Source organism: Paraburkholderia tropica, from assembly GCF_014171495.1.
Taxonomy (GTDB): Bacteria; Pseudomonadota; Gammaproteobacteria; order Burkholderiales; family Burkholderiaceae; genus Paraburkholderia; species Paraburkholderia tropica.
Genome location: NZ_CP049136.1, coordinates 563,574 through 587,713, shown reverse-complemented (window position 1 = coordinate 587,713; position 24,140 = coordinate 563,574). Strand labels below are relative to the sequence as shown.

At 65.5% G+C, this 24,140-nt stretch carries 22 protein-coding genes and 1 riboswitch; of the genes, 16 read left to right on the top strand and 6 right to left on the bottom strand.

What is annotated here, in order from left to right:
* Positions 1 to 81: 81 nt before the first annotated feature.
* Complete coding sequence (locus G5S35_RS26215) at positions 82 to 1,482, top strand: sensor domain-containing diguanylate cyclase (RefSeq protein ID WP_065060876.1); 1,401 nt, start codon at positions 82 to 84, stop codon at positions 1,480 to 1,482.
* Between the two features lie 48 nt (positions 1,483 to 1,530).
* Here G5S35_RS26215 and G5S35_RS26210 read toward each other — a convergent pair whose 3' ends face one another.
* A complete protein-coding gene (locus G5S35_RS26210; protein ID WP_183039938.1) occupies positions 1,531 to 2,496 on the bottom strand; it encodes a GlxA family transcriptional regulator in 966 nt (321 codons plus the stop codon).
* A 111-nt stretch (positions 2,497 to 2,607) separates the two neighbouring features.
* Here G5S35_RS26210 and G5S35_RS26205 point away from each other — a divergent pair, with 111 nt between their 5' ends.
* From G5S35_RS26205 to G5S35_RS26175, 7 genes are all read left to right on the top strand, one after another.
* Complete coding sequence (locus tag G5S35_RS26205; protein WP_065060874.1) at positions 2,608 to 2,898, top strand: hypothetical protein; 291 nt, start codon at positions 2,608 to 2,610, stop codon at positions 2,896 to 2,898.
* 290 nt (positions 2,899 to 3,188) lie between these two features.
* Entirely contained in the window at positions 3,189 to 4,079 is an 891-nt protein-coding gene (rbsK, locus tag G5S35_RS26200) for a ribokinase (RefSeq protein WP_183039937.1), read from the top strand.
* Positions 4,080 to 4,085: 6 nt separating this feature from the next.
* Entirely contained in the window at positions 4,086 to 4,484 is a 399-nt protein-coding gene (rbsD, locus tag G5S35_RS26195; protein ID WP_065060872.1) for a D-ribose pyranase, read from the top strand.
* Positions 4,485 to 4,491: 7 nt separating this feature from the next.
* Entirely contained in the window at positions 4,492 to 6,009 is a 1,518-nt protein-coding gene (locus G5S35_RS26190; RefSeq protein ID WP_269453903.1) for a sugar ABC transporter ATP-binding protein, read from the top strand.
* 56 nt (positions 6,010 to 6,065) lie between these two features.
* Entirely contained in the window at positions 6,066 to 7,022 is a 957-nt protein-coding gene (locus G5S35_RS26185) for an ABC transporter permease (protein WP_074981989.1), read from the top strand.
* Positions 7,023 to 7,106: 84 nt separating this feature from the next.
* Positions 7,107 to 8,099: a ribose ABC transporter substrate-binding protein RbsB gene (rbsB, locus tag G5S35_RS26180; RefSeq protein WP_065060870.1), complete on the top strand. Its 993-nt coding sequence runs from the start codon at positions 7,107 to 7,109 to the stop codon at positions 8,097 to 8,099.
* Positions 8,100 to 8,277: 178 nt separating this feature from the next.
* The gene (locus tag G5S35_RS26175; RefSeq protein ID WP_074981991.1) at positions 8,278 to 9,303 is read left to right on the top strand and encodes a substrate-binding domain-containing protein; all 1,026 of its coding nucleotides are present in this window, start codon (positions 8,278 to 8,280) and stop codon (positions 9,301 to 9,303) included.
* A 16-nt stretch (positions 9,304 to 9,319) separates the two neighbouring features.
* Here the strand turns inward: G5S35_RS26175 and G5S35_RS26170 are convergent, their stop codons facing one another.
* Entirely contained in the window at positions 9,320 to 9,976 is a 657-nt protein-coding gene (locus G5S35_RS26170; protein ID WP_065060868.1) for a helix-turn-helix domain-containing protein, read from the bottom strand.
* A 249-nt stretch (positions 9,977 to 10,225) separates the two neighbouring features.
* Here G5S35_RS26170 and G5S35_RS26165 point away from each other — a divergent pair, with 249 nt between their 5' ends.
* Positions 10,226 to 11,473 carry a hypothetical protein gene (locus tag G5S35_RS26165; protein ID WP_183039936.1) on the top strand — a complete coding sequence of 416 codons (1,248 nt, stop codon included), beginning with the start codon at positions 10,226 to 10,228 and terminating at the stop codon, positions 11,471 to 11,473.
* Between the two features lie 10 nt (positions 11,474 to 11,483).
* On the opposite strand, the gene G5S35_RS26160 is transcribed toward G5S35_RS26165, so the two are convergent.
* Positions 11,484 to 11,777 (bottom strand): GYD domain-containing protein, encoded by a 294-nt coding sequence (locus G5S35_RS26160; protein WP_183039935.1) that lies wholly within the window; start codon positions 11,775 to 11,777, stop codon positions 11,484 to 11,486.
* A gap of 64 nt (positions 11,778 to 11,841) precedes the next feature.
* A complete protein-coding gene (locus tag G5S35_RS26155) occupies positions 11,842 to 13,236 on the bottom strand; it encodes an FAD-binding oxidoreductase (protein ID WP_065060865.1) in 1,395 nt (464 codons plus the stop codon).
* Between the two features lie 457 nt (positions 13,237 to 13,693).
* On the opposite strand from G5S35_RS26155, the gene G5S35_RS26150 reads away from it, so the two are divergent.
* A complete protein-coding gene (locus G5S35_RS26150) occupies positions 13,694 to 13,906 on the top strand; it encodes a DUF1059 domain-containing protein (protein WP_065060864.1) in 213 nt (70 codons plus the stop codon).
* Between the two features lie 45 nt (positions 13,907 to 13,951).
* On the opposite strand, the gene G5S35_RS26145 is transcribed toward G5S35_RS26150, so the two are convergent.
* On the bottom strand, positions 13,952 to 14,353 hold the full coding sequence (locus tag G5S35_RS26145; protein WP_065060863.1) for a hypothetical protein: 402 nt from the start codon (positions 14,351 to 14,353) through the stop codon (positions 13,952 to 13,954).
* A gap of 295 nt (positions 14,354 to 14,648) precedes the next feature.
* Complete coding sequence (locus tag G5S35_RS26140) at positions 14,649 to 14,918, bottom strand: hypothetical protein (protein WP_156773774.1); 270 nt, start codon at positions 14,916 to 14,918, stop codon at positions 14,649 to 14,651.
* A riboswitch (guanidine-I (ykkC/yxkD leader) is annotated at positions 14,918 to 15,057 on the top strand. It overlaps the preceding gene by 1 nt.
* A 56-nt stretch (positions 15,058 to 15,113) precedes the next feature.
* Here G5S35_RS26140 and G5S35_RS26135 point away from each other — a divergent pair.
* From G5S35_RS26135 to G5S35_RS26110, 6 genes are all read left to right on the top strand, one after another.
* Entirely contained in the window at positions 15,114 to 15,887 is a 774-nt protein-coding gene (locus tag G5S35_RS26135; protein WP_176081238.1) for an urea amidolyase associated protein UAAP1, read from the top strand.
* A gap of 9 nt (positions 15,888 to 15,896) precedes the next feature.
* A complete protein-coding gene (locus tag G5S35_RS26130; protein WP_065060862.1) occupies positions 15,897 to 16,550 on the top strand; it encodes an urea amidolyase associated protein UAAP2 in 654 nt (217 codons plus the stop codon).
* The gene (locus G5S35_RS26125) at positions 16,550 to 20,149 is read left to right on the top strand and encodes a 5-oxoprolinase/urea amidolyase family protein (protein WP_183039934.1); all 3,600 of its coding nucleotides are present in this window, start codon (positions 16,550 to 16,552) and stop codon (positions 20,147 to 20,149) included. The genes G5S35_RS26130 and G5S35_RS26125 overlap by 1 nt, the downstream gene beginning before the upstream one ends.
* Positions 20,146 to 21,969 carry an allophanate hydrolase gene (atzF, locus tag G5S35_RS26120; protein WP_420874547.1) on the top strand — a complete coding sequence of 608 codons (1,824 nt, stop codon included), beginning with the start codon at positions 20,146 to 20,148 and terminating at the stop codon, positions 21,967 to 21,969. Before G5S35_RS26125 ends, atzF begins: the two co-directional genes overlap by 4 nt.
* A gap of 74 nt (positions 21,970 to 22,043) precedes the next feature.
* The gene (locus tag G5S35_RS26115; RefSeq protein ID WP_065060859.1) at positions 22,044 to 23,042 is read left to right on the top strand and encodes an ABC transporter substrate-binding protein; all 999 of its coding nucleotides are present in this window, start codon (positions 22,044 to 22,046) and stop codon (positions 23,040 to 23,042) included.
* 78 nt (positions 23,043 to 23,120) lie between these two features.
* Positions 23,121 to 24,092: an ABC transporter permease gene (locus tag G5S35_RS26110; protein WP_065060858.1), complete on the top strand. Its 972-nt coding sequence runs from the start codon at positions 23,121 to 23,123 to the stop codon at positions 24,090 to 24,092.
* The last annotated feature ends 48 nt before the right edge of the window (positions 24,093 to 24,140 follow it).

Sequence of the window (24,140 nt, the reverse complement as noted above, 5' to 3'; positions counted from 1 at the left end):
GTGCGCGGTGCGGCGGTCGTTATCCAGGTGTCGAATCAAGACCTGCGCCGCGCTTCCTTTCGCAAGCCGTTTGTAAAAAGAATGAATAAGTTGATCACTTCTCGGCGTCCGACGCGCCTGCATCGCTGGATTGCCGTGGGCATGGCGCTGTGCATCGGACTGCTGGTCGCGGCGATTCTGCCGCGCGCGGCCACGCCTTTGCCGGCGTGTCTGCCTTTCGTGCCTGTTTTTTGCACGGCGGTCGTGGTGACCGAATCGATTACTGCGCTGCTGATGTGGGTGCGTTACCGCATGGGCAAGTCGCCGCTCGACGCGGCCTTGTCGGCGGCGTACGCGTTCAGCAGCCTGACCTGCGCGGTGCAATTGCTGATTTTCCCCGGCGTGTTCTCGCCTACCGGCCTGCTGGGCGCCGGCAAGCAGACGGCAGTGTGGGTCTGGGTGCTCTGGCACGGCGGCTTTCCGGCGATCGTGCTGATCGGCTTCACGCTGCGCCGTCTCGCGGGCAAGAAGGCGGCGCTGCGCCTTCCGCACGCACGTTCGCTCGTGTGGCTCGCGCTCGGCGCCAGCGCGCTCGGTTGTCTCGTCGCGGTGCGCGCGAGCGACTGGCTGCCCGCGCTGATCCGCGACGGCTCGTATGCCGCGCTTCAGCACAGCCCCGTCACGGCGCTGGTCGTGTTCGTGAGCGTGGCGGCCCTCATCGCGCAACTCGTCTCGGGCCGTCTGCGCACGGTGCTCGACATCTGGCTGACGATTGCGCTGCTCGCCTTTTTCGCCGATGTCGTCCTCACGCTCGCCGGTTCGGCGCGCTACACGATCGGCTGGTATGGCGCGCGCGGGGCGTCGATGATCGCGTCGTCGGCATTGCTGGCCGCGTTGCTGGTCGAGATCGCGATGCTCTATTCGCGGCTCGCGAAGATGAACGAGGATCTCGAACAGAAAGCGAATCGCGACGCCTTGACGGGCCTCTACAACCGCGGCTGGTTCGACGCCGCGTATGCGCGCGAACATCTTTCCGCGCGTCATCGCGCGAGTCCGCTTTCGGTGCTGATGGTCGACGTCGATCACTTCAAGCAATACAACGACGCCTACGGGCACGGTGCGGGCGACGTCTGTCTGCGTTTGATCGCCGATGCGCTGCAAGCCTGTTTGCGGCGCACGGACGACGCCGTGTGCCGCTACGGCGGCGAAGAATTCGTGGTGCTGTTGCCCGGTTGCGCGCGCGACGCGGCCATTGCGATTGGCGAAGCGATGCGCGTGGCCGTGCGCAGTCTCGACATTCGCGCGCGCACGCAGGCGAAGCGCGTGACGGTGTCGATCGGTGCGTTCACCAGCGATTTCGGCGATGAATTCGCTGTCGATCCGCTTAGGGCTGCCGACGAAAATCTCTATCGCGCGAAAGCCGCGGGCCGCGACAAGGTGATGGCGAGCGCGCTGCCGTCGATCGTGCCGCTCGCTTCGTCGGCGGCAACTGTCGAAGGCTGATTCGCCATCGACGGTATAAACGGCGCCGCCGCTTTTATTCGTATCGATTCAACGCAGCGCGGCGCGCAGATCGCGCACGCCGCGCCCGAGACGCTGACGCAATAACGTGCGCAGCGTCGCCCCATCTTCGTAGCCCACTTCGGCGGCAATCGCGTCGATGTCCATACCGCTGCCGTGCAGCAGCGATTGCGCGCGCTCGACGCGCAGATCCTGAAAGTACGCCAGCGGCGATTTCCCCAGCACTTCCTGACAACGCCGTTGCAGCGAACGCGGGCTCGTGGCCAGCGCGCCGGCGGCTTCCTGCAATGAGAAGCCGCGCTTGAGGTGCGTGCGCGACCATTGCTCGAAGCGCTGAATCAGCGGGTCGGCCTGCGCGAGATGATTGGGGATGATGTACGGCGCCTGCGAGCTGCGGATATCGGCGAGCAGATAGCGCGACACCACCGTCGCGAGTTCGGGACTCTGCTTGCGGACCAGCCATAGCGCGAGGTCGAGATGGCCCATCGCCGCGCCCGCCGTCGCGCCCGCGTCGGTGGCCACGAGCATGCGCGTTTCGTCGAGCCGCACGCGCGGATAGCGCTGCCGGAACAGCGGCGCGAGCGACCAGGTGGTGGTGGCGTCGCGATCGTCGAGCAAACCCGCTTCGGCCAGCACGAAGGTGCCGATGCAAGACGCCGCCACGAACACGCCTTGATCGCGCCACGCACGCAACTGCGCCTGGGCGTCGCGCACGTCCGCGCGCGCAAGCGCCGGCAGCAGGGTCTCGGGCGTGACGGCCGCGAGCGCGGGCACGACCACCCAGTCGGGCTTCAGGTCGGCCGTGATCGGCTGCACCGGAATCGTGAAGCCGTGGCCCGAACGCACGCGCTTGCGCATGCCCACCACGCTCACCTCGAAACGCGGCGCGCCGCGCGTCACGCGCGCGCCGAGATTGTTGGCGGCCCGCAGCGTGTCGAGCACCACGGCGAGTCCGGTATCGAAGAGTCCGTCGAGGGCGAGCACGGCGATGCGCATGGCGTAAATGACCCTAAAGTTGTCATTTGCGACGATACTGCTTTTCCGGCCGCAACGCTACAGTGATCTCCGTTGCACGTCGCAACGACGCTCGAATACAGGAGATTTCCCATGAAGGTTTTCGCAGTCGGAACGATCGTCAAGCCGCTCACCGATGAAGAGCAGCAACGCATCATGCCGAAGGAAGTGCCGCACACGCTTCAACTCTATCTCGACGGCAAGATCGACCAGTTCTGGTTTCGTCACGACACGCCCGGTGTGATCTTCCTGATGAACGCCGCGACCGTGGAAGAGGCCAAGGCTTCGCTCGACACGCTGCCGCTGGTCGAAAACGGGTTGATGACGTTCGATCTCACGCCGGTGGGTCCGCTCGCGCCGCTCGGTCGTCTGATTCCGCAATAAGGGTGTTGGAAAACATCGAAAAATAATCAGCAATCCGGATTATCAAAGCAGTATTCGCGCGCGTTCGATTTGCATCGAGCGCGCGTAGTTTTTCTACTTAAATCATGTAGTTTTTCTCCATATTGCGCGCGTCCGTTCCCTCATTTCGGACAACCTATCCGGTATTACCCTGGGGCTATTTCTCGTCCGCCAGAACTCTGCTATAAATGCGCTCCCAAGCTGATTACGTTTTAGCACGGTGAAAAATCGCAGGCGCGGATAACGCGCCGAAAGCCGTCGAAAGGAGTGCCATGGCGCGCGTCGTAGTGGTGGGCAGTATCAACATGGACATGGTCGTCGCGACCGAGACGTTTCCCCGCCTGGGCGAGACGCTGTTCGGCACGCGTTTCTCGACACATCCCGGTGGCAAGGGCGCGAACCAGGCGGTGGCTGCGGCACGTCTGGGCGCCGACGTGACGATGATCGGTTGCGTGGGCGACGACGCGTTCGGCAACGAGATGAAGGCGACGCTCGCGCGCGAAGGCGTGGACATCCGCCATGTGAGTACCGGCCGCGAGGCCACCGGCATCGCCTCGATCACGGTGTCGGGCGGCGACAACGCGATCATCGTCGTGCCGGGCGCGAATGACGAACTCACGCCTGCGCATATCGACGCGGCGAGCGACGCCTTCGCACAGGCCGACGTCGTGCTCGCGCAACTCGAAGTGCCGATGGCGACCGTGATCCACGCCGCGCGCCGCGCGCGCGAGCACGGCAAGCCGTTCTTCCTGAATCCCGCGCCCGCCGTGGCGCTCAGCGACGAACTCGTCGAACTGGCCACGCTGCTCACGCCCAACGAACACGAACTCGCGGCCGCGCTGCAGCAGCCCGAAGCCGACTGGGCGCGCACGCTGGCAAGCCGTCCGGGCCGCATTGCGATGACGCACGGCAAGGAAGGCGCGTACTTCACGCAGGCCGACGGCACGCTCGCGCATCAGCCGGGGTTCACCGTCGAAGCGGTCGACAGCACCGGCGCGGGCGACACCTTCAACGGCGCGCTGGCGGCCTTCTGGCATCTGGGCATGAGTGAAGCCGTGCGCCGCGCGAACGCGGCGGGCGCGCTCTCCGTCACGCGTGCGGGCGCGCAGGGCGGCATGCCCACGCTCGCCGAACTCGAAGCACTCTTGAAACAGCAGGCGTAATACGCGATGAAAAAACACGGACATTTGAATCGCGACATCGCGCGCGTGCTGGCCGGCATGGGCCATACCGACAGCCTCGTGATCGCCGATTGCGGTCTGCCGATCCCCGAGGGCGTCGAATGCATCGACCTGTCGATGTCGCTCGGCGTGCCGGGCTTCTTCGACGTGCTCGACAGCGTGCTCGCCGACTTCAAGGCCGAGCGCGCGGTGTTCGCGAGCGAGGCGCAGACGCATAACGCCGCCGTGGTCGCACGCGAGCGCGAGCTGGCTGCTGCGCAGGTCGTCATCGAAGAAGTGCCGCACGAAGAATTCAAGCGCCGCTGCCGTGCAGCGAAAGCGGTGATCCGCACCGGCGAATGCAGCCCTTACGCGAATGTGATCCTGCATTCGGGCGTGATCTTCTAGGAGGTCGATGATGCAAGTGAAGATGCAGGGCATCGGCAAGGCGTTCGGCCCCGTGCGGGTGCTCGAAGGCGTCGATTTCCACATCGAGGCGGGTGAGATTCACGCGCTGATGGGCGAGAACGGCGCCGGTAAATCGACGCTCATGAAGATTCTGAGCGGCGTGTATCAGGCCGACGCGGGCGCCGTGCTGATCGACGGTCAAGCCGTGCAGATCCGCAGCACCGTGGACGCCGAACGCGCGGGCATCGCCATCATCCACCAGGAGCTGAATCTGATTCCGCAGCTCACGGTGATGGAGAACCTGTTTCTCGGCCGCGAGCCGAGCCGTTTCGGCATGGTCGATACCGCCGCGATGCGCAAGCAGGCGCGCACGTGGCTCGACATGGTCGGCGCGCAGCGCATCGATCCGCAAACCGAGGCAGGCACGCTGTCGATCGGCCAGCAGCAGCTCGTGGAAATCGCCAAGGCGCTCTCGCTGAACGCGCAGGTGCTGATCATGGACGAGCCCACCGCCGCGCTCACGAACCGCGAAATCGACACGCTGTTCGAGATCATGCAGCAACTGAAGGCGCGCGGCGTGGCGATTGTCTACGTCTCGCACCGCATGGAAGAAATCTTCCGTATCTGCGACAAGATCAGCGTGCTGCGCGACGGCCACTTCGTGGGCGAGCGCGCGATTCCCGACACCAATTTCGACGAGATCGTGCGACTGATGGTGGGCCGTGAACTCGGCGAGCGTTTTCCGAAGCGCAATCACACGCCGGGCGACGTGCGCATGCAGGTCGAGAATCTCGCCGACGACGGCCATATCGAAGGCGTGAGCTTCGAGGTGCGCGCGGGCGAAGTGCTCGGCATCGCGGGGCTGATGGGCGCGGGCCGCAGCGAGATTCTGCGCACGCTGTTTGGCGCGAACCGCAAGCGCGCGGGCACCGTGAAGCTCGACGGCAAGCCGCTCGACGTGCGCGACGCCTCGAGTGCGATTGCGGCGGGCATCGGCTTCGTCACGGAAGACCGCAAGCGGCAAGGTCTCGTGCTCGGCATGTCGGTGCGCGAGAACGCGACGCTCGTGCATCTGGACCGTTACGCGAAGCTCGGCTTCGTCAACGACAAGGCCGAACGCAGCGCGGTCAACGGCCTCATCAAGCAGTTGCGCGTGCGCACGCGCGACGCGGAACTCGACGTGAAGTCGCTCTCCGGCGGCAACCAGCAGAAGGTGGTGTTCGCCAAGTGGCTCGCGAAGCCGCCCAAGGTGCTGCTGCTCGACGAACCCACGCGCGGCGTGGACGTGGGCGGCAAGGCCGAGATCTACACGATCGTCAACCAGCTCGCGGAGCAGGGCGTGGCGATCGTGATGGTGTCGTCCGAACTGCCCGAGGTGCTGGCGATGAGCGACCGCATTCTCGTGATGCACCAGGGTCGTCAGGCCGGCATTTTCGAGGCGGCGAGCGCCACCCAGGAACAGATCATGACGGCCGCGGCAGGCGGCCATGCGGCGCAGCACGACGCGCCGCAAGCGGCGGCCTGAGTCCAGGCCGCGCACTTCAAACACAGCACCTCTACAGCACATTCGCGAGATTCGACATGGCGCAACTGACGATGACTCCCAGCAGCAAGGCGACGCTGCAAAAGCTCGGACCTTTTATCGCGCTGCTGATCATAGCGGTCGCATTGTCGATCGTGAGCCGCGACTTCCTCACGGTCGACAACCTGCTCAACGTGATGCGGCAGGCGTCGATCAACGCGCTGATCGCGTTCGGCATGACGCTCGTGATTCTGCTCGGCGGCATCGATCTTTCGGCGGGCTCGGTGCTGGCGCTGTCGTCGGTGATCATCGCGACGCTCCTCAGTTCGGGCACCAATGCGCTGGTCGCGACCGTCGCGGGCCTCGCGGCGGGCGGCCTGATGGGTCTCGCCAACGGCCTCGTCATCAGCAAGGGCAAGGTGGCGCCGTTCATCGCCACGCTCGGCTCGATGACGGTGTTGCGCGGTCTCGCGCTGGTGGTCTCGAACGGCAGCCCGATCAGCAGCTTCAACAGCGACTTCTTCTCGCTGCTCGGCGGCGGTTATGTCGCGCGTCTGATTCCGATTCCCGTCGTGCTGATGCTCGTGATGTTCGGCGTGTTCTGGGTGCTGCTGCGCAAGACCGTGTTCGGCCGCCATGTCTACGCGACCGGCGGCAACGCGGAATCGGCCAAGCTCTCGGGCGTGAAGGTCGATCGCATTCAACTGTGGGTGTACACGATCTCCGGCGTGATGTCGGCGCTCGCGGGCGTGGTCCTTACGTCGCGCCTGAACTCGGCGCAGCCGACGGCGGGCACGGGCTACGAGCTCGACGCGATCGCCGCCGTGGTGCTGGGCGGCACGAGCCTCACGGGCGGGCGCGGCTGGATCTTCGGCACGCTCGTGGGCGCGCTGCTGATCGGCGTGCTGAACAACGGCCTGAATCTGCTCGACGTGTCGTCGTTCTATCAGCAGGTCATCAAGGGCGGCGTGATCCTGCTCGCCGTGCTGATCGATCGCGGTAACAAGAAGTCGTAAGCGCAGCGTTGTAATTGCAAAGCAATCCTGATTAACCGAATCACCATCGATGCAACTCCACACATAAATACGAGGAGGATGACTATGCAGCAATCGAACACCACCATGAAATCGCCGACGTTCTCGAAACTCTTTGCAGCGCTCGTCGCCGGTTCGCTCGCGCTGGGCCTCGCGGCCTGCTCGAAGGAAGGTCCGGGCTCGTCGGGTTCGTCCGACGCGGGCGCGAGCGGCGCATCGGCGGCGGCGCCTGCCTCGGGCGGCGCGGTCACGATCGGTCTGTCGATCTCCACGCTGAACAATCCGTTCTTCGTCTCGCTCAAAAAGGGCGCCGAGGACGAAGCGAAGAAAGACGGCGTGAACCTCATCACCGTCGATGCGCAGAACGACCCCGCGAAGCAGCAGGCGAGCGTCGAAGACCTGATCGAGAAGAAGGTCAATGTCATCCTGATCAACCCGACCGATTCGTCGGCGGTGGCGAACGTGGTCAAGGAAGCGACCAGCAAGGGCATCAAGGTGATCTCGCTCGACCGTAGCGTGAACGGCGCTGAAGTCAGCTCGCATATCGCCTCGGACAACAAGGCCGGCGGCAAGATGGCGGCCGACTTCCTCGTCGAGAAACTGGGCGGCAAGGGCAATATCGTCGAGCTGCAAGGCATTCCGGGTTCCTCGGCGGCCAACGAGCGCGGCGCGGGCTTCGACGACGAGATCGCCGCGAAGGGCGGCGTGAAGATCGCCACGAAGCAGCCGGCCGACTTCGACCGCGCGAAGGGTCTCTCGGTGATGGAAAACATCATCCAGAGCAACAAGGACATCCAGGGCGTGTTCGCGCAGAACGACGAAATGGCGCTGGGCGCGGTCAAGGCGCTGCAGGCGGCGGGCCTGAAGGACGTGGCCGTGGTGGGCTTCGACGCCACCGACGACGCGATCGCCGCCGTGAAGGCCGGCCAGATGGCCGCGACCGTGCAGCAGCAGCCGGAACTGATCGGCCAGTACGGCGTGCAGACCGCGAAGAAGCTCGTCGACGGCCAGCCGGTCGACAAGTTCATTCCGGTGCCGCTGAATCTCTACAAGCAGTAATTTTCCGTAGTACCATCTGGCGCGAAGACCCGCGCCCGTTGCGTCTCATGCGCCCCGACACGATCGGGGCGCATCTTTCACGCCGTTCTCTCACGCGCGCCGCGCCGGTGCTTTTCACGCAGACGTTGTAAAGCGCGCCGCCGTATCGATTTCACCCACAAGCCAGCAGGAAGCCCGCGTGTCCCAGTTCGAGCGTCTGACCATCGACGACATCGCCCGCCTTGCGGAAGTCTCGCGCACCACGGCCAGCATGGTGCTGAACGGCAACGCCGAGCGTTACCGCATTTCGGCGGCTACCGTCGAGCGCGTGCTCCAGGTGGCGCGGGATCATCATTTCACGCCGTCGCAGTCGGCGCGCGCGCTGCGTTCGCGGCGCAGCAACACGCTCGGCCTCGTGATTCCCGACCTGACCAACTCCGCGCACGCCGCGCTCGCGCAGGCGCTCGAATCGCAGTGCCGCGAGCAGTATCGCTATCAGCTCGTGATCGTGACGAGCGACGAAGACCCCGTGCGCGAGACCGAAGGCATCGCGCATCTGGTTTCGCATCAGGTGGACGGCGTGGTGGTGGTGCCGTGCACGGCCGATGCGCCGCGCTACGAGCAATGGGTCAAGCGTCTGCCGCTGGTGTTCGCCGACCGCCGCGTGGAAACCAGCACGATTCCTTACGTTGTGACCGACGCGGCCGAAACCGTGGCGACGCTGGTGGGCGAAGCGCTCGCGAAAGGCGCGCGCGAAGTGGTGTATTTCGGCGGCCAGCCCGAACTGTCGGCGAGCCGCGACCGTCTGGCGGGCTACCGGCACGCGCTCGCGACGCAAGGCGTGGCCGAACAGGACGACTGGGTGTTCCAGCGCGACTATCAGCGCGAGTCGGGCTATGCGCTGATGAAGGCGTGGTTCGAGACGCACGGCCGCTATCCCGAGGCGCTGTTCGCGGGCTCGATCACGCTGCTGGAAGGCGTGCTGGAGTTTATTAACGAAGCGCACCGGCTCGCGCAGGCGCCGGGCCGCCTGATGACCTTCGACGATCATCAGTTGCTCGACTGCCTGCCGTTGCAGATCGACGCCATCGTGCAGGACAGCGGGCAACTCGCCGAGCACAGCCTGCGCTGCGTGTTCTCGCTGCTCGAAGGCAAGGCCGCGCCCGAGTCGCTGCGCGTGCCCGCGCAGATTCACTATCGGCAGCGGCGCGCCGCGAACCAGTGAACGCCGGGCGGGAAGCTTAAAGCGCGCGCAGACCTTCGAGGTCGTCGATACGAATGAACTTGCCCTGCGTTTCGATCAGACCGCGCTTCTGGAAACGAGACAGAATCCGGCTCACCGTTTCGAGCGTGATGCCGAGATAGCTGCCCATATCTTCGCGCGACATGCGCAGATGGAATTCGGCGTGCGAGTAGCCGCGCTGCGCGTTGCGATCGGACACGTCGAGCAGGAAAGCCGCCACGCGCTCCTCGGCGGAGAGCGAACCGAGCACCATCATCTGCGAGGCTTCGCGGTTGAACTGATCGCCCATCAGGCGGTTCATGCGATCCTGCATCGTGCCGACTTCGCGGCACAGCGTCTTGAGTGCGTCGTAGGGAATGATGCAGATCGAGCTGTCTTCGAGCGCCACCGCGCTGAACGCATGCACGTCAGTGGCGATGCCGTCGAGACCGAGCGCTTCGCCCGCGAGGCGCAGGCCGGTGATCTGCTCGCGGCCGTCGCGATGGACGATGGTGGTCTTGAGCGAGCCGGAGCGCACGGCGTAGAGATTGTCGAAACGCTCGCCCGAACGGTAGAGCGACTCGCCGCGGCGCACACGGCGCGCGCTGCAGATGACCGCTTCGAGTTTGGGCATGTCGTCCGATGCCATGCCTTGGGGCACGCAAAGGTGGCGCATCGCACATCCCGAGCATCGTGCGGATGCCGAAACGGCGGGCGCCGTAGGGGTACGTCCGATACGACGTACAACGATGTCGGATACCGCGGCGGGTGACAGCATCGGATGACTCCTTGGTTCGTTTCGAGCATTGTCACACCAGGGACTGATGGGTCGCGGGCGGCAAAATGACGCGCATTCGTAGCGACGGGGTTTGCGGCTTATCAGCGTCTGTTTTTTGAGACTTTGCCTCTAAATACCCGAGTGGGTTTGTCCGGCATTGCGGCCACGCGCGCTTCTCTGTGCCTGCGCGCCCGGCTTCTCGCGCCAGCGGCCTGTCTGTATCCGCCACGCTGGCGGAATCCTCCGATTGATCTTGCCCACGAAGTGGCCCATATTGAGGCGGCCCCTTTTGGCGACGGGCGTTCAGGCGATTTTCGACGATCCTCCTTCCATCGTTTAGTACTTCCCATGTTCAGCGAACCTGGTCGAAGCGACACCGCCGTTCAGCAAGGCGAGCAGTGCGAGCGCTGCGGCGCCGCCTTTCACGCGCCATTGATTTTCTGCCCGCGATGCGGCGTGAATAGACTGGCTGCGCCGGTTGTGCAGACGCGCAAAGGCGGCGCGCAAACGTTGTCGTCGGTGGCAATGGGTGCGACGGGCGCGCTTGCACCGCCTGGCGTGGCCGCGTCGACCGCACTATCGCCGACACGGCATGCGGGCGCGCGCGTCGCGCCCGCCCGCATGCCGGGCGTCGAAACTCCGATCCGGACGTTTGAATACGAATCACACGATGAAGCCGATTTCGCGCGTCGCAAGCGCGTGCCGCTCGTGGCGTGCGCGAGCCTGACGGCGCTCGCGGTGCTGGCAGCGTTTCTGATCGGCCACCGCGGCGACGACGGCGCGCGGGCTTCCGCGGCGCAGGTGGCCGAGGGCGCGGTAATCGGACGGTCGCCGGCCGCCGACGCGGGTTCCGGCGCACAGCCGGCTGTGGCCGCCGCCACCGCCGCGGCTGCCACAGCGGTGCCTGCGCCGCGGTCCGGCAGCAAGCCGCCGATCACGTCGACCTCCGCGGCCGCCACCGGTGCGCGGACGTCGCCGGCATCGAAATCGGCAGCGGGCGCGCGGTCCGACGTGACCGCCAATCTCGCCAGCGCGCGCGCGTACCTCGACCAGAACCGCCTCGCGGCGGCGCACGCCGCGCTCGCCCGCGCGCTGGCCGCGCAGCCCGACAACGACGCCGCCCAGCGCATGCGCGCCGAACTGACGACCCGCGAGCAGGATCGCGACACCTTGCTCGCCTACGCGCACCGCTGCGGGCGCGCAGGCCAGTGGGGCTGCGTGCGTCACGACGCGGCGCGCGCGCTGGCGATCGACGCATCGAGCCGCGAGGCCAGGTGGTGGCTCGCGCGCGCCGCGAACGAGCGCAGCGCGCGCTATGAGAACGCCTCATCGGAGCGCGATCAGCAGGACGCCGGCATGATGCCGCGCGAACTGCCGGTATGGAGTCATCACTGAGCGTCCCGGCTCAACCGAGCTTGCCGAGCATCGCGCTGAAGGCGTCCTTGTCGAACGCGCGCAACGTTTGCGTGCGGATGTTCCCCGCCGAGCCGAGCGCGAGACCGAACGCCATGAAGCCCGCTTCGTCTTCGGCTTCCACGATCGTGACCAGATCGTACTGGCCGAGCGTCCAGTAGATCTGCTTCATTTCGCACTTGAACGTGCGGGCCAGTTCGCCGGCCTGACCGGCGCGCTGCGCACTGTTCTTGACCGTGCGGATGCCTTGATCGGTGAATTGCGCGAGCACCACATAAGTCAGCATGACGATTCTCCTGAGGATTGCCAGGTGTGTTCGAACCCGGCGAACGTGGATAACGATCCGCACATCAGGTGTTGGCGGCAGGCGCGATGTTCTGATTGCGGTTGAAGAGGTTGTGCGGGTCGTAGCGCGTTTTCACGGCGATCAGCCGTTCCATGTTCGGCCCGTAGGCGTCGCTCACGCGCGCGCGTTCGTCGTCGGTGAGGAAGTTCACGTAGACGCTGCCGAGCGCATACGGCGCCGAAGCTTCGAAGAAGTCGCGCGCCCAGCCGATGCAGCGGGCGTCGTCGTCGGGTTCGGTCCAGCGGCCGTGCACGTTCATCACAAAGAGCGCGTCGCGATTCGGATACGCGGTGGCGTCCGGCGGCACGCTCGTGGTGGCGCCGCCGATCTGGCCGAAAAAGATTTCGCACTGCGGCGAAGGCAGTGTGTCGATGGCGGCGGTGAGCGTATCGATGAGGCCGTCCGGCAATTGCGCGAGATTGTGCGACTTCCAGTAATTGCGCGCGCCGGGTGTCAGCAGTGGATCGAAGGCCTGCTGCCACGCCGTATAGGGCATCGGCCCGAGATGTTCGCCGCACGCGGTGCCGAATTGCCGGACCGGTTCGACGGCCGCCGCCGCGTTCTCGGGCGGCCCCGAATAGCAGATGGCGAACACGATCACGGGCTTGCCGTGCACGTCCTCGGGCAGGAAGGGCAGCGGCGGCGCGAAGCGCAGCACGCTCCAGACGGTGAGATCGCGAGGCATCGCCACGGCGGCTTCGCGGTAGCGTTGCAGCGCTTCCTTTGCGGCGGCGATGGGCAGCACCACCAGTCCGCCATAGACTTCCGGTCCCACGGCGTGCAGCGCGAATTCGAACATCGTCACCACGCCGAAATTGCCGCCGCCGCCGCGAATCGCCCAGAAGAGGTCGGGGTGCTCGGTGGCGCTCGCGCGCAGCAGATTGCCGTCGGCGGTCACCACGTCGGCGGCCACGAGATTGTCGACCGTCATGCCGAAGCGACGGCTCAGCCAGCCGAAGCCGCCGCCCAGCGTGAGTCCGGCCACGCCCGTGGTGGAGTTGATGCCGAGCGGCGTGGCGAGGCCGAAGGCCTGCGCTTCGTGGTCGAAGTCGGCGAGCGTCGCGCCGGGCTCGACAAACGCGCGGCGCGTGGCCGGCTCGACGCGCACCGATTTCATCGCCGACAGGTCGATCACGAGGCCGTCGTCGCACATCGCGCTACCCGCGATGTTGTGTGCGCCGCCGCGCACGGCGAGCGCGAGCCCGGACTCGCGCGCGAACGCGACGGCCTGGCGCACGTCGGCGCAACCCTGGCAGCGCACGATCAAGGCGGGACGCCGGTCGATCATCGCGTTCCAGAGCTGGCGGGCTGCGTCGTAGCCCGCGTCGTCCGGTTGCAGCACCTGACCGCGCAGCGCGCGTTTGAATGTTTCGATGGAATCGCTCGACAAGCTGGACATTGCACACCTCTCATTCGGCAGTTCGCGAATCCGCATGGCGCGACGGGCGTGGCGAATGCGTGCGAGCGGCGGCGCGTGGCGAAGCATGCGGAAGGAGTCGTGAGTGGGACGCAGCGTGCGTCCCGTAGGGAAAGCCGGAAATGCCGTGCTTTCGGGAAGGCAGCAGGCGCACGAAGGAGGCGAGGCCGCGCAGTCCGGCCGGGGCGCGTTTTGTGAACGCAGCCGGATTGAATTCAGGTAGCCGGACACGCCGCCTGATTGATTAGATAACCTGACTAATAATGTAAAGCGTCCGTTTGATAACGCACGCTGCGCTTGTTTTTAAGTGCGTGCGCAGCGTCGTCTTCTGCTTATTTTAGCAACTGGAATGCTGAGAACCTATAATTTTGTCGCATGACCGCAGCGTTTTGCAGGCATGCATCGGACTGGAGTTAATTGATTAACGAGGAGTCGTGCCATGACTCGCAAGTATATAGATTGCCGGGAATTTCCCAGCGAAATGCACTGCTCGGTGGCCATCTCGGCGGATTCCGATCAGGAACTGCTCGAAGCCGCCGTGCAGCACGCGGTCACTGTTCACCATCATGCCGATTCGCCGGAATTGCGCACGCAACTCGCGGGTCTGTTCCATGACGGCTCGCCGCCCGTTGCATCGCCGCGTGCGGCGTGAGCGCGGGGCATGGCATTCAATCTGATCGAAACCGGGCGAATCGAATCATCCGAAGATACGCACCCAGACCGTGCGGATGCGGCGCGCGCGGTCCTCGAACAGATACGATGCGGCGAGCGCGAACAGCCCCGAGATCGCGCCCGTGACGAGGTGCTCCAGAACAGGAATGCGGTAGTGGCTCGTGTGCGAATACGCGTCGCCGATCGTGGTCAGGCAACCGACCAGCAGCGCGTTGCCATATCGATTCGCGAAGAGTCTGGCCGCCGGCGTGAAGGTGAGCAGCAGCGCCAGCACGCCGGTGAGCAGACCGGTCTTGAAGGCGATCGCCCAATGCGCGAGGCTCATGACGTTGGCCCAACTGCCCGGCATGCAGGTCATGCACGCGCTGGTCGGCTGCCAGAATCGCTGGACGAACAAGGTGATGCGGCGTTGCCACGACACTTTCATGGCGCGTTCCCCGAACGAGGCCGCAGCACATGCGGCTCATTCGCATCGTACACCGCGCGCGCGAGGCGTCCGGTGCGGGGAAACGCTAGCTGCAAAACAGATTGAATAACGCGCGCGTGAAGAAATGGGATTTAACGCCGCGCGTCGGCGCGTTGCAACTCAATGAAGCGCGCCGCGAAGAGCGCGTAGAGAAATTGTCGAAATCGCGTTGCTCGGCTCATGCGGATTCCCGTGGATGATTCGGATTGAACGCTGTGCTGCGAGCAACAGCCATGCCAATCGCGCAGCGTCCTTGTCATGCGCGTATCAACGCATTGAACGTGCGGAGAGAAAGAAAACGTCCGCACAGAAAATGTGCCGCGCGCAAATCGGCGTCGCGCCGATCACCATGTTGGGGCAAGCGAGCGCCGCTTCGCGGTGCAACGCGCCATTCGCCCAACGCGTTTTCACGCGGATCGAATCGCCTGAAAAGCGCCGCCGCATAAGGCACTTCACGCCACGCCAAGAACATTGGCACGGATCTCGCTACATCAGCCTGCGAGAGGTGCGAAGCAATTTGCATCATCTTAGGATCGCTAGGGTTCCGGTCGGCGCGCAGTTTGTGGAGTGTGCCGATGCCTGGTCCGAGAGCAATCCGGTCTCGTCTCCCACCTTGCACGCAAGGCGGCGATGAGGCTCCACGGAGGGATAAAAGCCCGGGAGGTCGCGATGTCGTTCGGTCGCCCTCTCACGCTTATTCCCTTCGCCACCCGGAGCCTCCATGCCGTCCAGCCTCCTCACTGAACTCGACGATTTCAACGACCTCGCGCCGGTCGCCGCGCCGCTTTGGGAAGCCGTGATTCCCGCGGGCACGCACTGGTCCGGCATTCTGCGTCGCGGCCTCGCGCTGCGGATCGTCGATATCGAAGGCGGCGCGAATCTCGCCGCCGTGTTTCATCGCCAGGAAGATCCGCTCGAACGCTACAACATGGCCGACACGCTGAAGGCGCAGCACACGGCCCACCTCACGCGCGGCCACGCACTGCATACCGACATGGGCCGCGTCGTCGCCTCGATTACGGGCGATACGCTGGGCTGGCACGATCCGCTCGGCGGTGTCGGCGACGCGGCGCTGTTCGCGCGCAAATACGGCGAGCGCCGCTATCAGGCGCATCGCAACGAGATGATCCGCAATGGCCGCGACAGCCTCGTGCTCGAACTCGCGAAGTACGGCCTCGGGCCGCGCGATCTTGCGGCGAACGTGAACTTCTTCAGCAAGGTCGCCGTGGGCGACGACGGCGCGCTCAGCTATGTGAGCGGCCATTCGCGCGCGGGCGCTGCGCTCGATCTGCGCTTCGAGATGAACACGCTGGCGGCGTTTTCCACGGCGCCGCATCCGCTCGATCCGCAACGCGAGTACATGCCGAAACCGGTGAAGCTGATTGCATGGCGCGCCTATCCCGCGGAGTCCTCCGCGCCCGCCGACGATCCGTGCCGCAACGCGTGCGCCGAAAACGGCCGCGCGTTCACCAACACCGACCGCCTGTTCGCCTGAGGAGCCGCCATGCCGATCATCGAAAGCGCGCTCGACGCGCGCACCGCCCGTTACGACTTCACGCTGCCCGCGGGCGAGCCGTGGCTCTACGACATCAAGCGCGGCGAGACGCTGCGTATCGTCGATCTCGAAGGCAATCAGGCCGTCGACACGCTGTTCTATCGCAGCGACGATCCCGCCGAGCGCTATAGCGCGCAGGACACCATTCGCACGCAGGGCAATCTGTATCTGAGCGCGGGCAGCGTGCTGATGTCGAATCTCGGCCGCCCGATGCTCACCATCGTCGCCGACACCTGCGGGCGTCACGATACGCTCGGCGGCGCGTGCGCGGCCGAGAGCAACACCGTGCGTTACGCGCTCGACAAGCGCCACATGCACAGCTGTCGCGACAGTTATCTGAACGCGCTCGCGCATTGCTCGTGCGGCGCGGCTTCGCAACTGGGCAAGCGCGATCTGGTCAGCAACATCAACTTCTTCATGAACGTGCCGGTCACGCCGCTCGGCAAACTCACGTTCGAAGACGGCATTTCCGCGCCCGGCAAATACGTGGAAGTGCGCGCCGAAGAAGACGTGACCGTGCTGATTTCGAACTGTCCGCAACTGAACAATCCGTGCAACGGCTATAACCCGACGCCGGTGCGCCTGCTCGTGTGGGAGGCGTGATGGCGTTCGACAAGATCCTCATCGCCAATCGCGGCGAGATTGCGTGCCGCGTGATCCGCACGCTCAAGCGGCTCGGCATCGCGTCGGTGGCGGTGTATTCGGAAGCGGATCGTCACGCGATGCACGTCATGCTCGCCGACGAAGCGGTCTGCATCGGGCCCGCGCCGGTCGCGCAGAGCTATCTGAACGCGGCGGCCATTCTCGACGCGGCGCGCAAGACCGGCGCACAGGCCGTGCATCCCGGTTATGGATTTCTTTCGGAAAATGCCGCGTTCGCGCGCGATTGCGAAGCCGCGGGCATTGCGTTCATTGGCCCGCGCGCGGAGCAGATGACGGCGTTCGGCCTGAAGCACACGGCGCGCGAGATCGCCGAAGCGAATGGCGTGGCGCTGCTGCCCGGCACCGGCTTGCTGGCCGACGTCCAGGCCGCGCTCGATGCGGCGGCTTCGCTCGGCTATCCGGTCATGCTCAAGAGCACGGCGGGCGGCGGCGGTATCGGCATGTCGCTGTGCCGCGACGCCGCGCAACTCGAAGCGGCCTTCGCCTCGGTCGCGCGGCTCGGCCAGAGCAACTTCGCGAACGCGGGCGTGTACCTCGAAAAATTCGTCGAGCACGCGCGCCATATCGAAGTGCAGATTTTCGGCGATGGCAAGGGCGACGTGATCGCGCTCGGCGAACGCGACTGCTCGGTGCAGCGCCGCAATCAGAAAGTGATCGAGGAAACGCCCGCGCCGGGTTTGAGCGAGGCGGAGCGCACCACGCTGCATGAAACCGCCGTGCGTCTCGCGCGCGCCGTGCAGTACGCGAATGCGGGCACGGTGGAGTTCGTGTTCGACGCGCACGCGCGCGCGTTTTATTTCCTCGAAGTGAATACGCGACTGCAGGTGGAGCACGGCGTGACCGAGCAGGTCTACGGCGTGGATCTCGTCGAGTGGATGATTCGTCAGGCGGAGGGCACGCTCGCGCCGCTCGACGCGCTCGCGCAGTCGCTGAGCGGAGGTCCGCGCGGCGCGAGTGTGCAGGTGCGGATCTACGCCGAAGATCCGAATCGCCAGTTTCAGCCGAGTTCGGGGCTGCTCACGCACGTGAGTTTTCCCGACGACGTGCGCGTGGACACCTGGGTCGATGCGGGCACGGAAGTCAGCGCGTTCTACGATCCGCTGATCGCCAAACTCATCGCCAGCGGCGATACGCGCGAAGCGGCGCTCGCCACGCTCGCGAACGCGCTCGACCGCACGCAGCTCTACGGCATCGAAACCAATCTCGACTATCTGCGCGCCGTGGTCGGATCGGCGACCTTTGCGGCGGGCGAGCAGACCACGGGTTTTCTCGGCCGCTTCGTGTTCGCGCCGCACACCGTCGACGTGCTCGACGGCGGCGTGCAGACGACCGTGCAGCAGACGCCGGGACGCCTGGGCTACTGGGACGTGGGCGTGCCGCCCTCGGGCCCGATGGACGACCGTTCGTTCACGCTCGCGAACGCATTGCTCGGCAACGCGGCCGACGCGGCGGGCCTCGAATTCACGATGGTCGGCGCCACGCTGCGCTTTAACTGCGAGACGCTGTTCGTGCTCGGCGGCGCGCCGCTCGCGGCGTCGCTCGACGGCGCGCCCGTGGCGTTCTGGCAAGTCGTGCGCGCGCGCGCCGGCAGCGTGCTCAAGCTTGGCGGCGTGACGGGCGCGGGCGTGCGCGCGTGCCTCGCGGTGCGCGGCGGCCTGCAGGTGCCCGATTATCTCGGCAGCAAGGCGACGTTTACGCTCGGGCAGTTCGGCGGCCACGCGGGCCGCGCATTGCGCAAGGGCGATGTGCTGCATCTCGCGCCGGGCGCGGGCAAGGGCGAGGCGGGCGCGACGCTGCCGCCCGGCGACGTGCCCGCGCTCACGCACGAATGGGCACTCGCGGTGCTCGACGGCCCGCACGGCGCGCCCGATTTCCTCACGCCCGACGACATCGCGATGCTCTACGACGCGCGCTGGACTGTGCATTACAACTCCAGCCGCACGGGCGTGCGCCTGATCGGGCCGAAGCCGCAATGGGCGCGCACGGACGGCGGCGAAGCGGGCCTGCATCCGTCGAATATTCACGACAACGCCTATGCGATCGGCGCGGTCGATTTCACGGGCGACATGCCGGTGATTCTCGGTCCCGATGGCCCGAGTCTCGGCGGCTTCGTATGTCCCGTGACGGTGGTGGGCGACGAGTTGTGGAAGCTCGGCCAGTTGCGTCCCGGCGATACGGTGCGCTTCGTGCCCGCGAAGGAGAACGCGACGCACGAGTGTGTGCTTCATCGCAGCGAAAGCACCGGCGAAAGCGGAGTCGACGTCGTCTATCGCCGCTCGGGCGATCGCAATCTGCTGATCGAATACGGGCCGCCCGTGCTCGACCTCAAGCTGCGTTTTCGCGTGCACGCGCTGATGAACTGGCTCGCTGAGCATCGCCTGCCCGGCATCGTCGATCTCACGCCGGGGATTCGTTCGCTCCAGGTGCATATCGATCCGGGCACGCTCTCGCTCGACGCGCTGCTCGACCATCTCAAGCATGCGGAAACGCAATTGCCCGCCGTCGATGCAATGCGCGTGCCGAACCGCGTCGTGCATCTGCCGCTCTCGTGGGACGACCCGTCGACGCGCGTGGCCATCGAGCGCTATATGCAGAGCGTGCGGCCCGATGCGCCGTGGTGCCCGAGCAATATCGAGTTCATTCGTCGCATCAACGGGCTGAACAGCATCGACGACGTGAAGCGCATTTTGTTCGACGCGCGCTATCTCGTGCTCGGTCTCGGCGACGTCTATCTCGGCGCGCCGGTCGCCACGCCCGTGGATCCGCGTCATCGGCTCGTCACCACGAAGTACAACCCGGCGCGTACGTGGACGCCCGAAAACGCGGTCGGCATCGGCGGCGCGTATCTGTGCGTGTACGGCATGGAAGGCCCCGGCGGTTATCAGTTCGTCGGCCGCACGGTGCAGATGTGGAATCGCTATCGCACCACGAAGGAATTCGAGGCGGGCAAACCGTGGCTGCTGCGTTTCTTCGACGAGATCCGCTTCTACGAAGTGAGCGAGAGCGAACTCGCGCAGTGGCGCAGCGAATTCATTGCGGGGCGGCGCAGTCTGCACATCGAGGAATCGGTGTTCGACCTCGGCGAATACGAGCGTTTTCTGCGCGACGAAGCCGCGTCGATTGCCGCGTTCAAAGCCACGCAACAAGCGGCGTTCGAAGCGGAACGCGAGCGCTGGCGCGAGGCGGGCCAGGCCGAATACGTCGGCGAGCCGGGCGCGGAAGGCGGCGCGAATGCGCAGTCGCAAACCGAACTCGACGACGATTGCCGCGCGATTGGCGCGGACGTATCGGGCAGCGTGTGGAAGCTGCTGGTCGCGCATGGCGACGCCGTGGAGGAAGGCCAGGACGTGGCGATCCTCGAATCGATGAAGATGGAAGTGACGGTCGCCGCGCCCGCGAGCGGCGTGATCGAAGCGCTCGCCTGCCAGGAAGGCGACGCCGTGACGGCGGGCCAGCGTTTGATGGCGATCCGCGTGAGCGCAACGACAACCGACAGCACGACGACGAGCCCGAGCGGCGAGGAGGCCGCATGCCAATGAATCTGCTTTCCACGACACCGGACGCCGCCGGTCAGCCGATGACGATCGCCGCGTTGCGCGCGCGTTATCTCGACGGCAGCCTCACGCCCGCGCAACTCGTCGAGCGCATCGCGGCGCACACGGCGGGCGACGATCCGCATCGCATCTGGATTCGCGCCCTCACGCGCGACGAGATGATGCGTTACGCCGATGCGCTCGCGAGCCGGGACCCGGCCACGCTGCCGCTCTACGGCATCCCGTTCGCGATCAAGGACAACATCGATCTCGCGGGCGTGCCGACCACGGCGGGCTGTCCCGATTACGCTTACTTGCCGGAGAAAAGCGCACCCGTGGTCGAGCGTTTGATTGCGGCGGGCGCGATTCCGGTCGGCAAGACCAATCTCGATCAGTTCGCCACGGGCTTGTCGGGGCAGCGCTCGCCGTATGGCGCGTGCCGCAACGCGCTTGATCCCGAGTATGCGTCGGGCGGATCGAGTTCGGGCTCGGCGGTCTCGGTGGCGATGGGCCTCGCCGCGTTCTCGCTGGGCACCGACACGGCCGGTTCGGGCCGCGTGCCGGCGGCGTTTCATGGTCTCGTCGGGCTTAAGCCGACCAAGGGCGTGCTGAGCACGCTGGGCGTGGTGCCCGCGTGCCGATCGCTCGATTGCGTGTCGATCTTCGCGCATACCGCCGACGATGCGCAGCGCGTGTTCGCAAGCGCGCATGGCGTGGCGCAGAACGATCCGTATGCGCGCGCGTGGCAGGGCGATCCGGGCGCGCACGCCGCGTTTAAGGGCTTGCGCCTTGGCGTGCCGCGTGCGTCGCAACGCGAATTCTATGGCGATGCGTCGTACGCGCAGGCGTTCGACGCGGCGCTCGACGCGCTGCGTGCAGCGGGCGCGCAACTCGTCGAGATCGACTTCGAGCCGTTTCTCGCGACGGCGCGGTTGCTTTACGAAGGGCCGTTCGTTGCCGAGCGACTCGCCGCGATTCGTCCGTTTTACGAAGCGCATCCCGACGCGCTGCATCCGGTCACACGCGCGATCATCGGCGGCGCGGCACGCTGGAGCGCCGCCGATGCCTTCGCCGCGCAGGACACGCTCGCTGCGCTGCGTATGCAGGCCGAACGCGTGTGGCCCGAGATCGACGCCATCGTCACGCCGACTTCGCCGACCACCTCCACGGTCGCGGAACTCGAAGCCGATCCGATCGGCGTGAATGCACGCTTCGGCTATTACACGAACTTCGTGAATCTGCTCGATCTCTCCGCGCTGGCTGTGCCGGCGGGGCGCTGCGAAAGCGGCGCGCACGCGGGCAAACCGTTCGGCATCACCTTCGTCGGCCGCGCGCACGAAGACGCGAAGCTGCTCGATATCGCGCGTGCGTGGCTGGGCGAAGCGGCGTCGAATGCCACGGTGACGTCGGTTGCGCCTGCGACGGTGCGCGTGGCCGTGGTCGGCGCGCATCTGAGTGGCGAACCGTTGAACGCACAGTTGACGTCGCGCGCCGCGAAGCTCGTTGCCGCGACCACGACATCGAAACACTATCGCCTTTATGCGTTGCCGAAAGCCGCTTCACAAGGCATCGAAAAGCCAGGCCTCGTGCGCGTGGCGCAAGACGGCCACGCAATCGAAGTCGAAGTCTGGGAGATGCCCGTCGAGCACTACGGTTCGTTCGTCGCGCTGATCCCGTCGCCGCTCGGCATCGGCACGCTCGAACTCGCAAATGGTGGCTTCGTGCAGGGCTTTTTGTGCGAGCGTCTCGCGCTCGACGGCGCGGAGGATATCAGCGCGTTTGGCGGCTGGCGCGCGTATCGACGCAGCGCGGCGCAACTGGCCTGAACCCGCTTCGTTTCCACCGACAACGACATCATCAACCGAACCCACGCTGCACTTTTTACACCTGGAGAACCGCAATGAAGACCAAGCACTTCACGTTCGCACGCATCGCGTCGGGGCTCGCGCTCGCGGCGGGCCTTTTCGCCGCCGGTGCGCAAGCCGCGAACGCCGCGCCGCTGCGCATCGGCTATAGCGACTGGCCGGGCTGGGTCGCCTGGCAGGTCGCGATCGACAAGGGCTGGCTCAAGGAAGCGGGCCTCGACGTCAAGTTCGACTGGTTCGACTACGCCGCGTCGATGGATGCATTCGCGGCCAACAAGCTCGACGCGGTGCTCGTGACCAACGGCGACGCGCTCACGATGGGCGCGAACGGCGCGAAGAACGTGATGGCGCTCATCACCGATTATTCGAACGGCAACGACATGGTCATCGCGAAGCCGCCCGCGCGCAAGATTCAGGACCTCAAGGGCAAGAAGATCGGCGTGGAATTCGGCGTGGTCGATCACCTGCTGCTGCTCGACGCGCTGCAACGCGCGGGCATGAAGGAGAGCGATGTGACGCTCGTGAATGCGAAGACGACCGAGACGCCGCAGGTGCTCGCATCGTCGGATGTGGCGGCGATCGCGGCCTGGCAGCCGAACGCGGGCGAAGCGCAGCGCGCGGTGCCGGGCGCGCGTCCGGTGTTCACGTCCGCCGACGAACCGGGCCTGATCTACGACGTGCTGGCGGTGAATCCGGTGAGCCTCGCCGCGCACAAGGCCGACTACGCGAAGCTCGCGAAGGTCTGGTATCGCGTGGTGCATTACATCGAAGATCCGGCCACGCAGGGCGACGCCGTGAAGATCATGTCGGCGCGCGTGGGCCTCACGCCTGCGCAATATCTGCCTCTGCTCAAGGGCACGAAGCTGCTCACGCTGCCCGAAGCGCAACAGGCTTATGTGAACGCCGACGGCTTCAAGTCGCTGTACGGTTCGAGCCGCGCGGCCGATGCGTTCAACGTGAAGTATCAGGTCTACAAGGCGCCGCAGGACGTGAGCGCCTATGTCGATCCGTCGCTCACGAGCAGCCTGAAATAAGCGGCTGAAATAAGCGCTTGAAATAAGAGCGCAAGCGTATTGGCGCGTGACAACCCGCCCCACCAGCAGGAGAGATTCATGGCAGAGATCAGCCAGACCGGAGTGTTTGCAGTGCGCCGCGAGCTGACGCCGCGCGGCAAATGGATGTTGGGACTCGGCTCGTTTCTGCTGCCGCTGCTGGTGTGGTGCGTGGTGAGTTACGCGCCTTTCGTCTGGCATCCGCAGATGTTGATTACGCAGCCCGGCAGCGTCGACTATTTCCAGCCGGGCATGCGGGTCGATAAGGCGATTTTCGCCGACGAACTCGCGCACGCGCGCGAGGGACACACGGCGCTGCCGACGGGCGTGCCCGCCAATCCCGTGTATCTGCCCGCGCCGCATGAAGTGCTGCGCGCGTTCTACACCGCGTTCACGACGCCGCCCGCTTCGGCGGACGGCGTGTGGCTGCATCAGAGTTTGTGGCACAGCATCCAGATTATTTTCTGGGGCTTTCTCGTCTCTTCGCTGATCGGCGTGCCGGTCGGCATCGTGTGCGGCACGTATAGCGTGCTCGCGCGCTTGCAGGAACCGTTCTTCGAGTTCTTCCGCTATTTGCCCGCGCCCGCATTCGGCGCGCTGATGGTGGCCGTGCTCGGCATTTACGATGCGCCGAAGATCGCCATTATCGTGATCGGCACGCTGTTCCAGCAGGTGCTGATCATTGCGAACACCACGCGCAAGCTCGAATTCGGCCTGCTCGAAGCGGCCATGACGCTCGGCACGTCGCGTCTGAAACTGCTCACGCATGTGGTGGTGCCGGGCATTTTGCCGGACCTGTATCGCGATCAACGCATTCTGCTCGGCTGGGCGTGGACTTATCTGATCGTGGCGGAACTCGTGGGCACGAGTTCGGGCATCACGTGGTACATCACGCAGCAGGCGCGTTACCAGCATTTCGACAACGTCTATGCCGCGATCATGATGATCGGCATCATCGGGCTTGGCACCGACATCGTGCTCGCGTTCCTCGGACGCAAGCTGTTTCCGTGGGACCGCACGCTGAAGGCCTGATTTTCCAGGCTGACAGTTTCCAGGCTCACAGCACCGCTCACCGTTCGC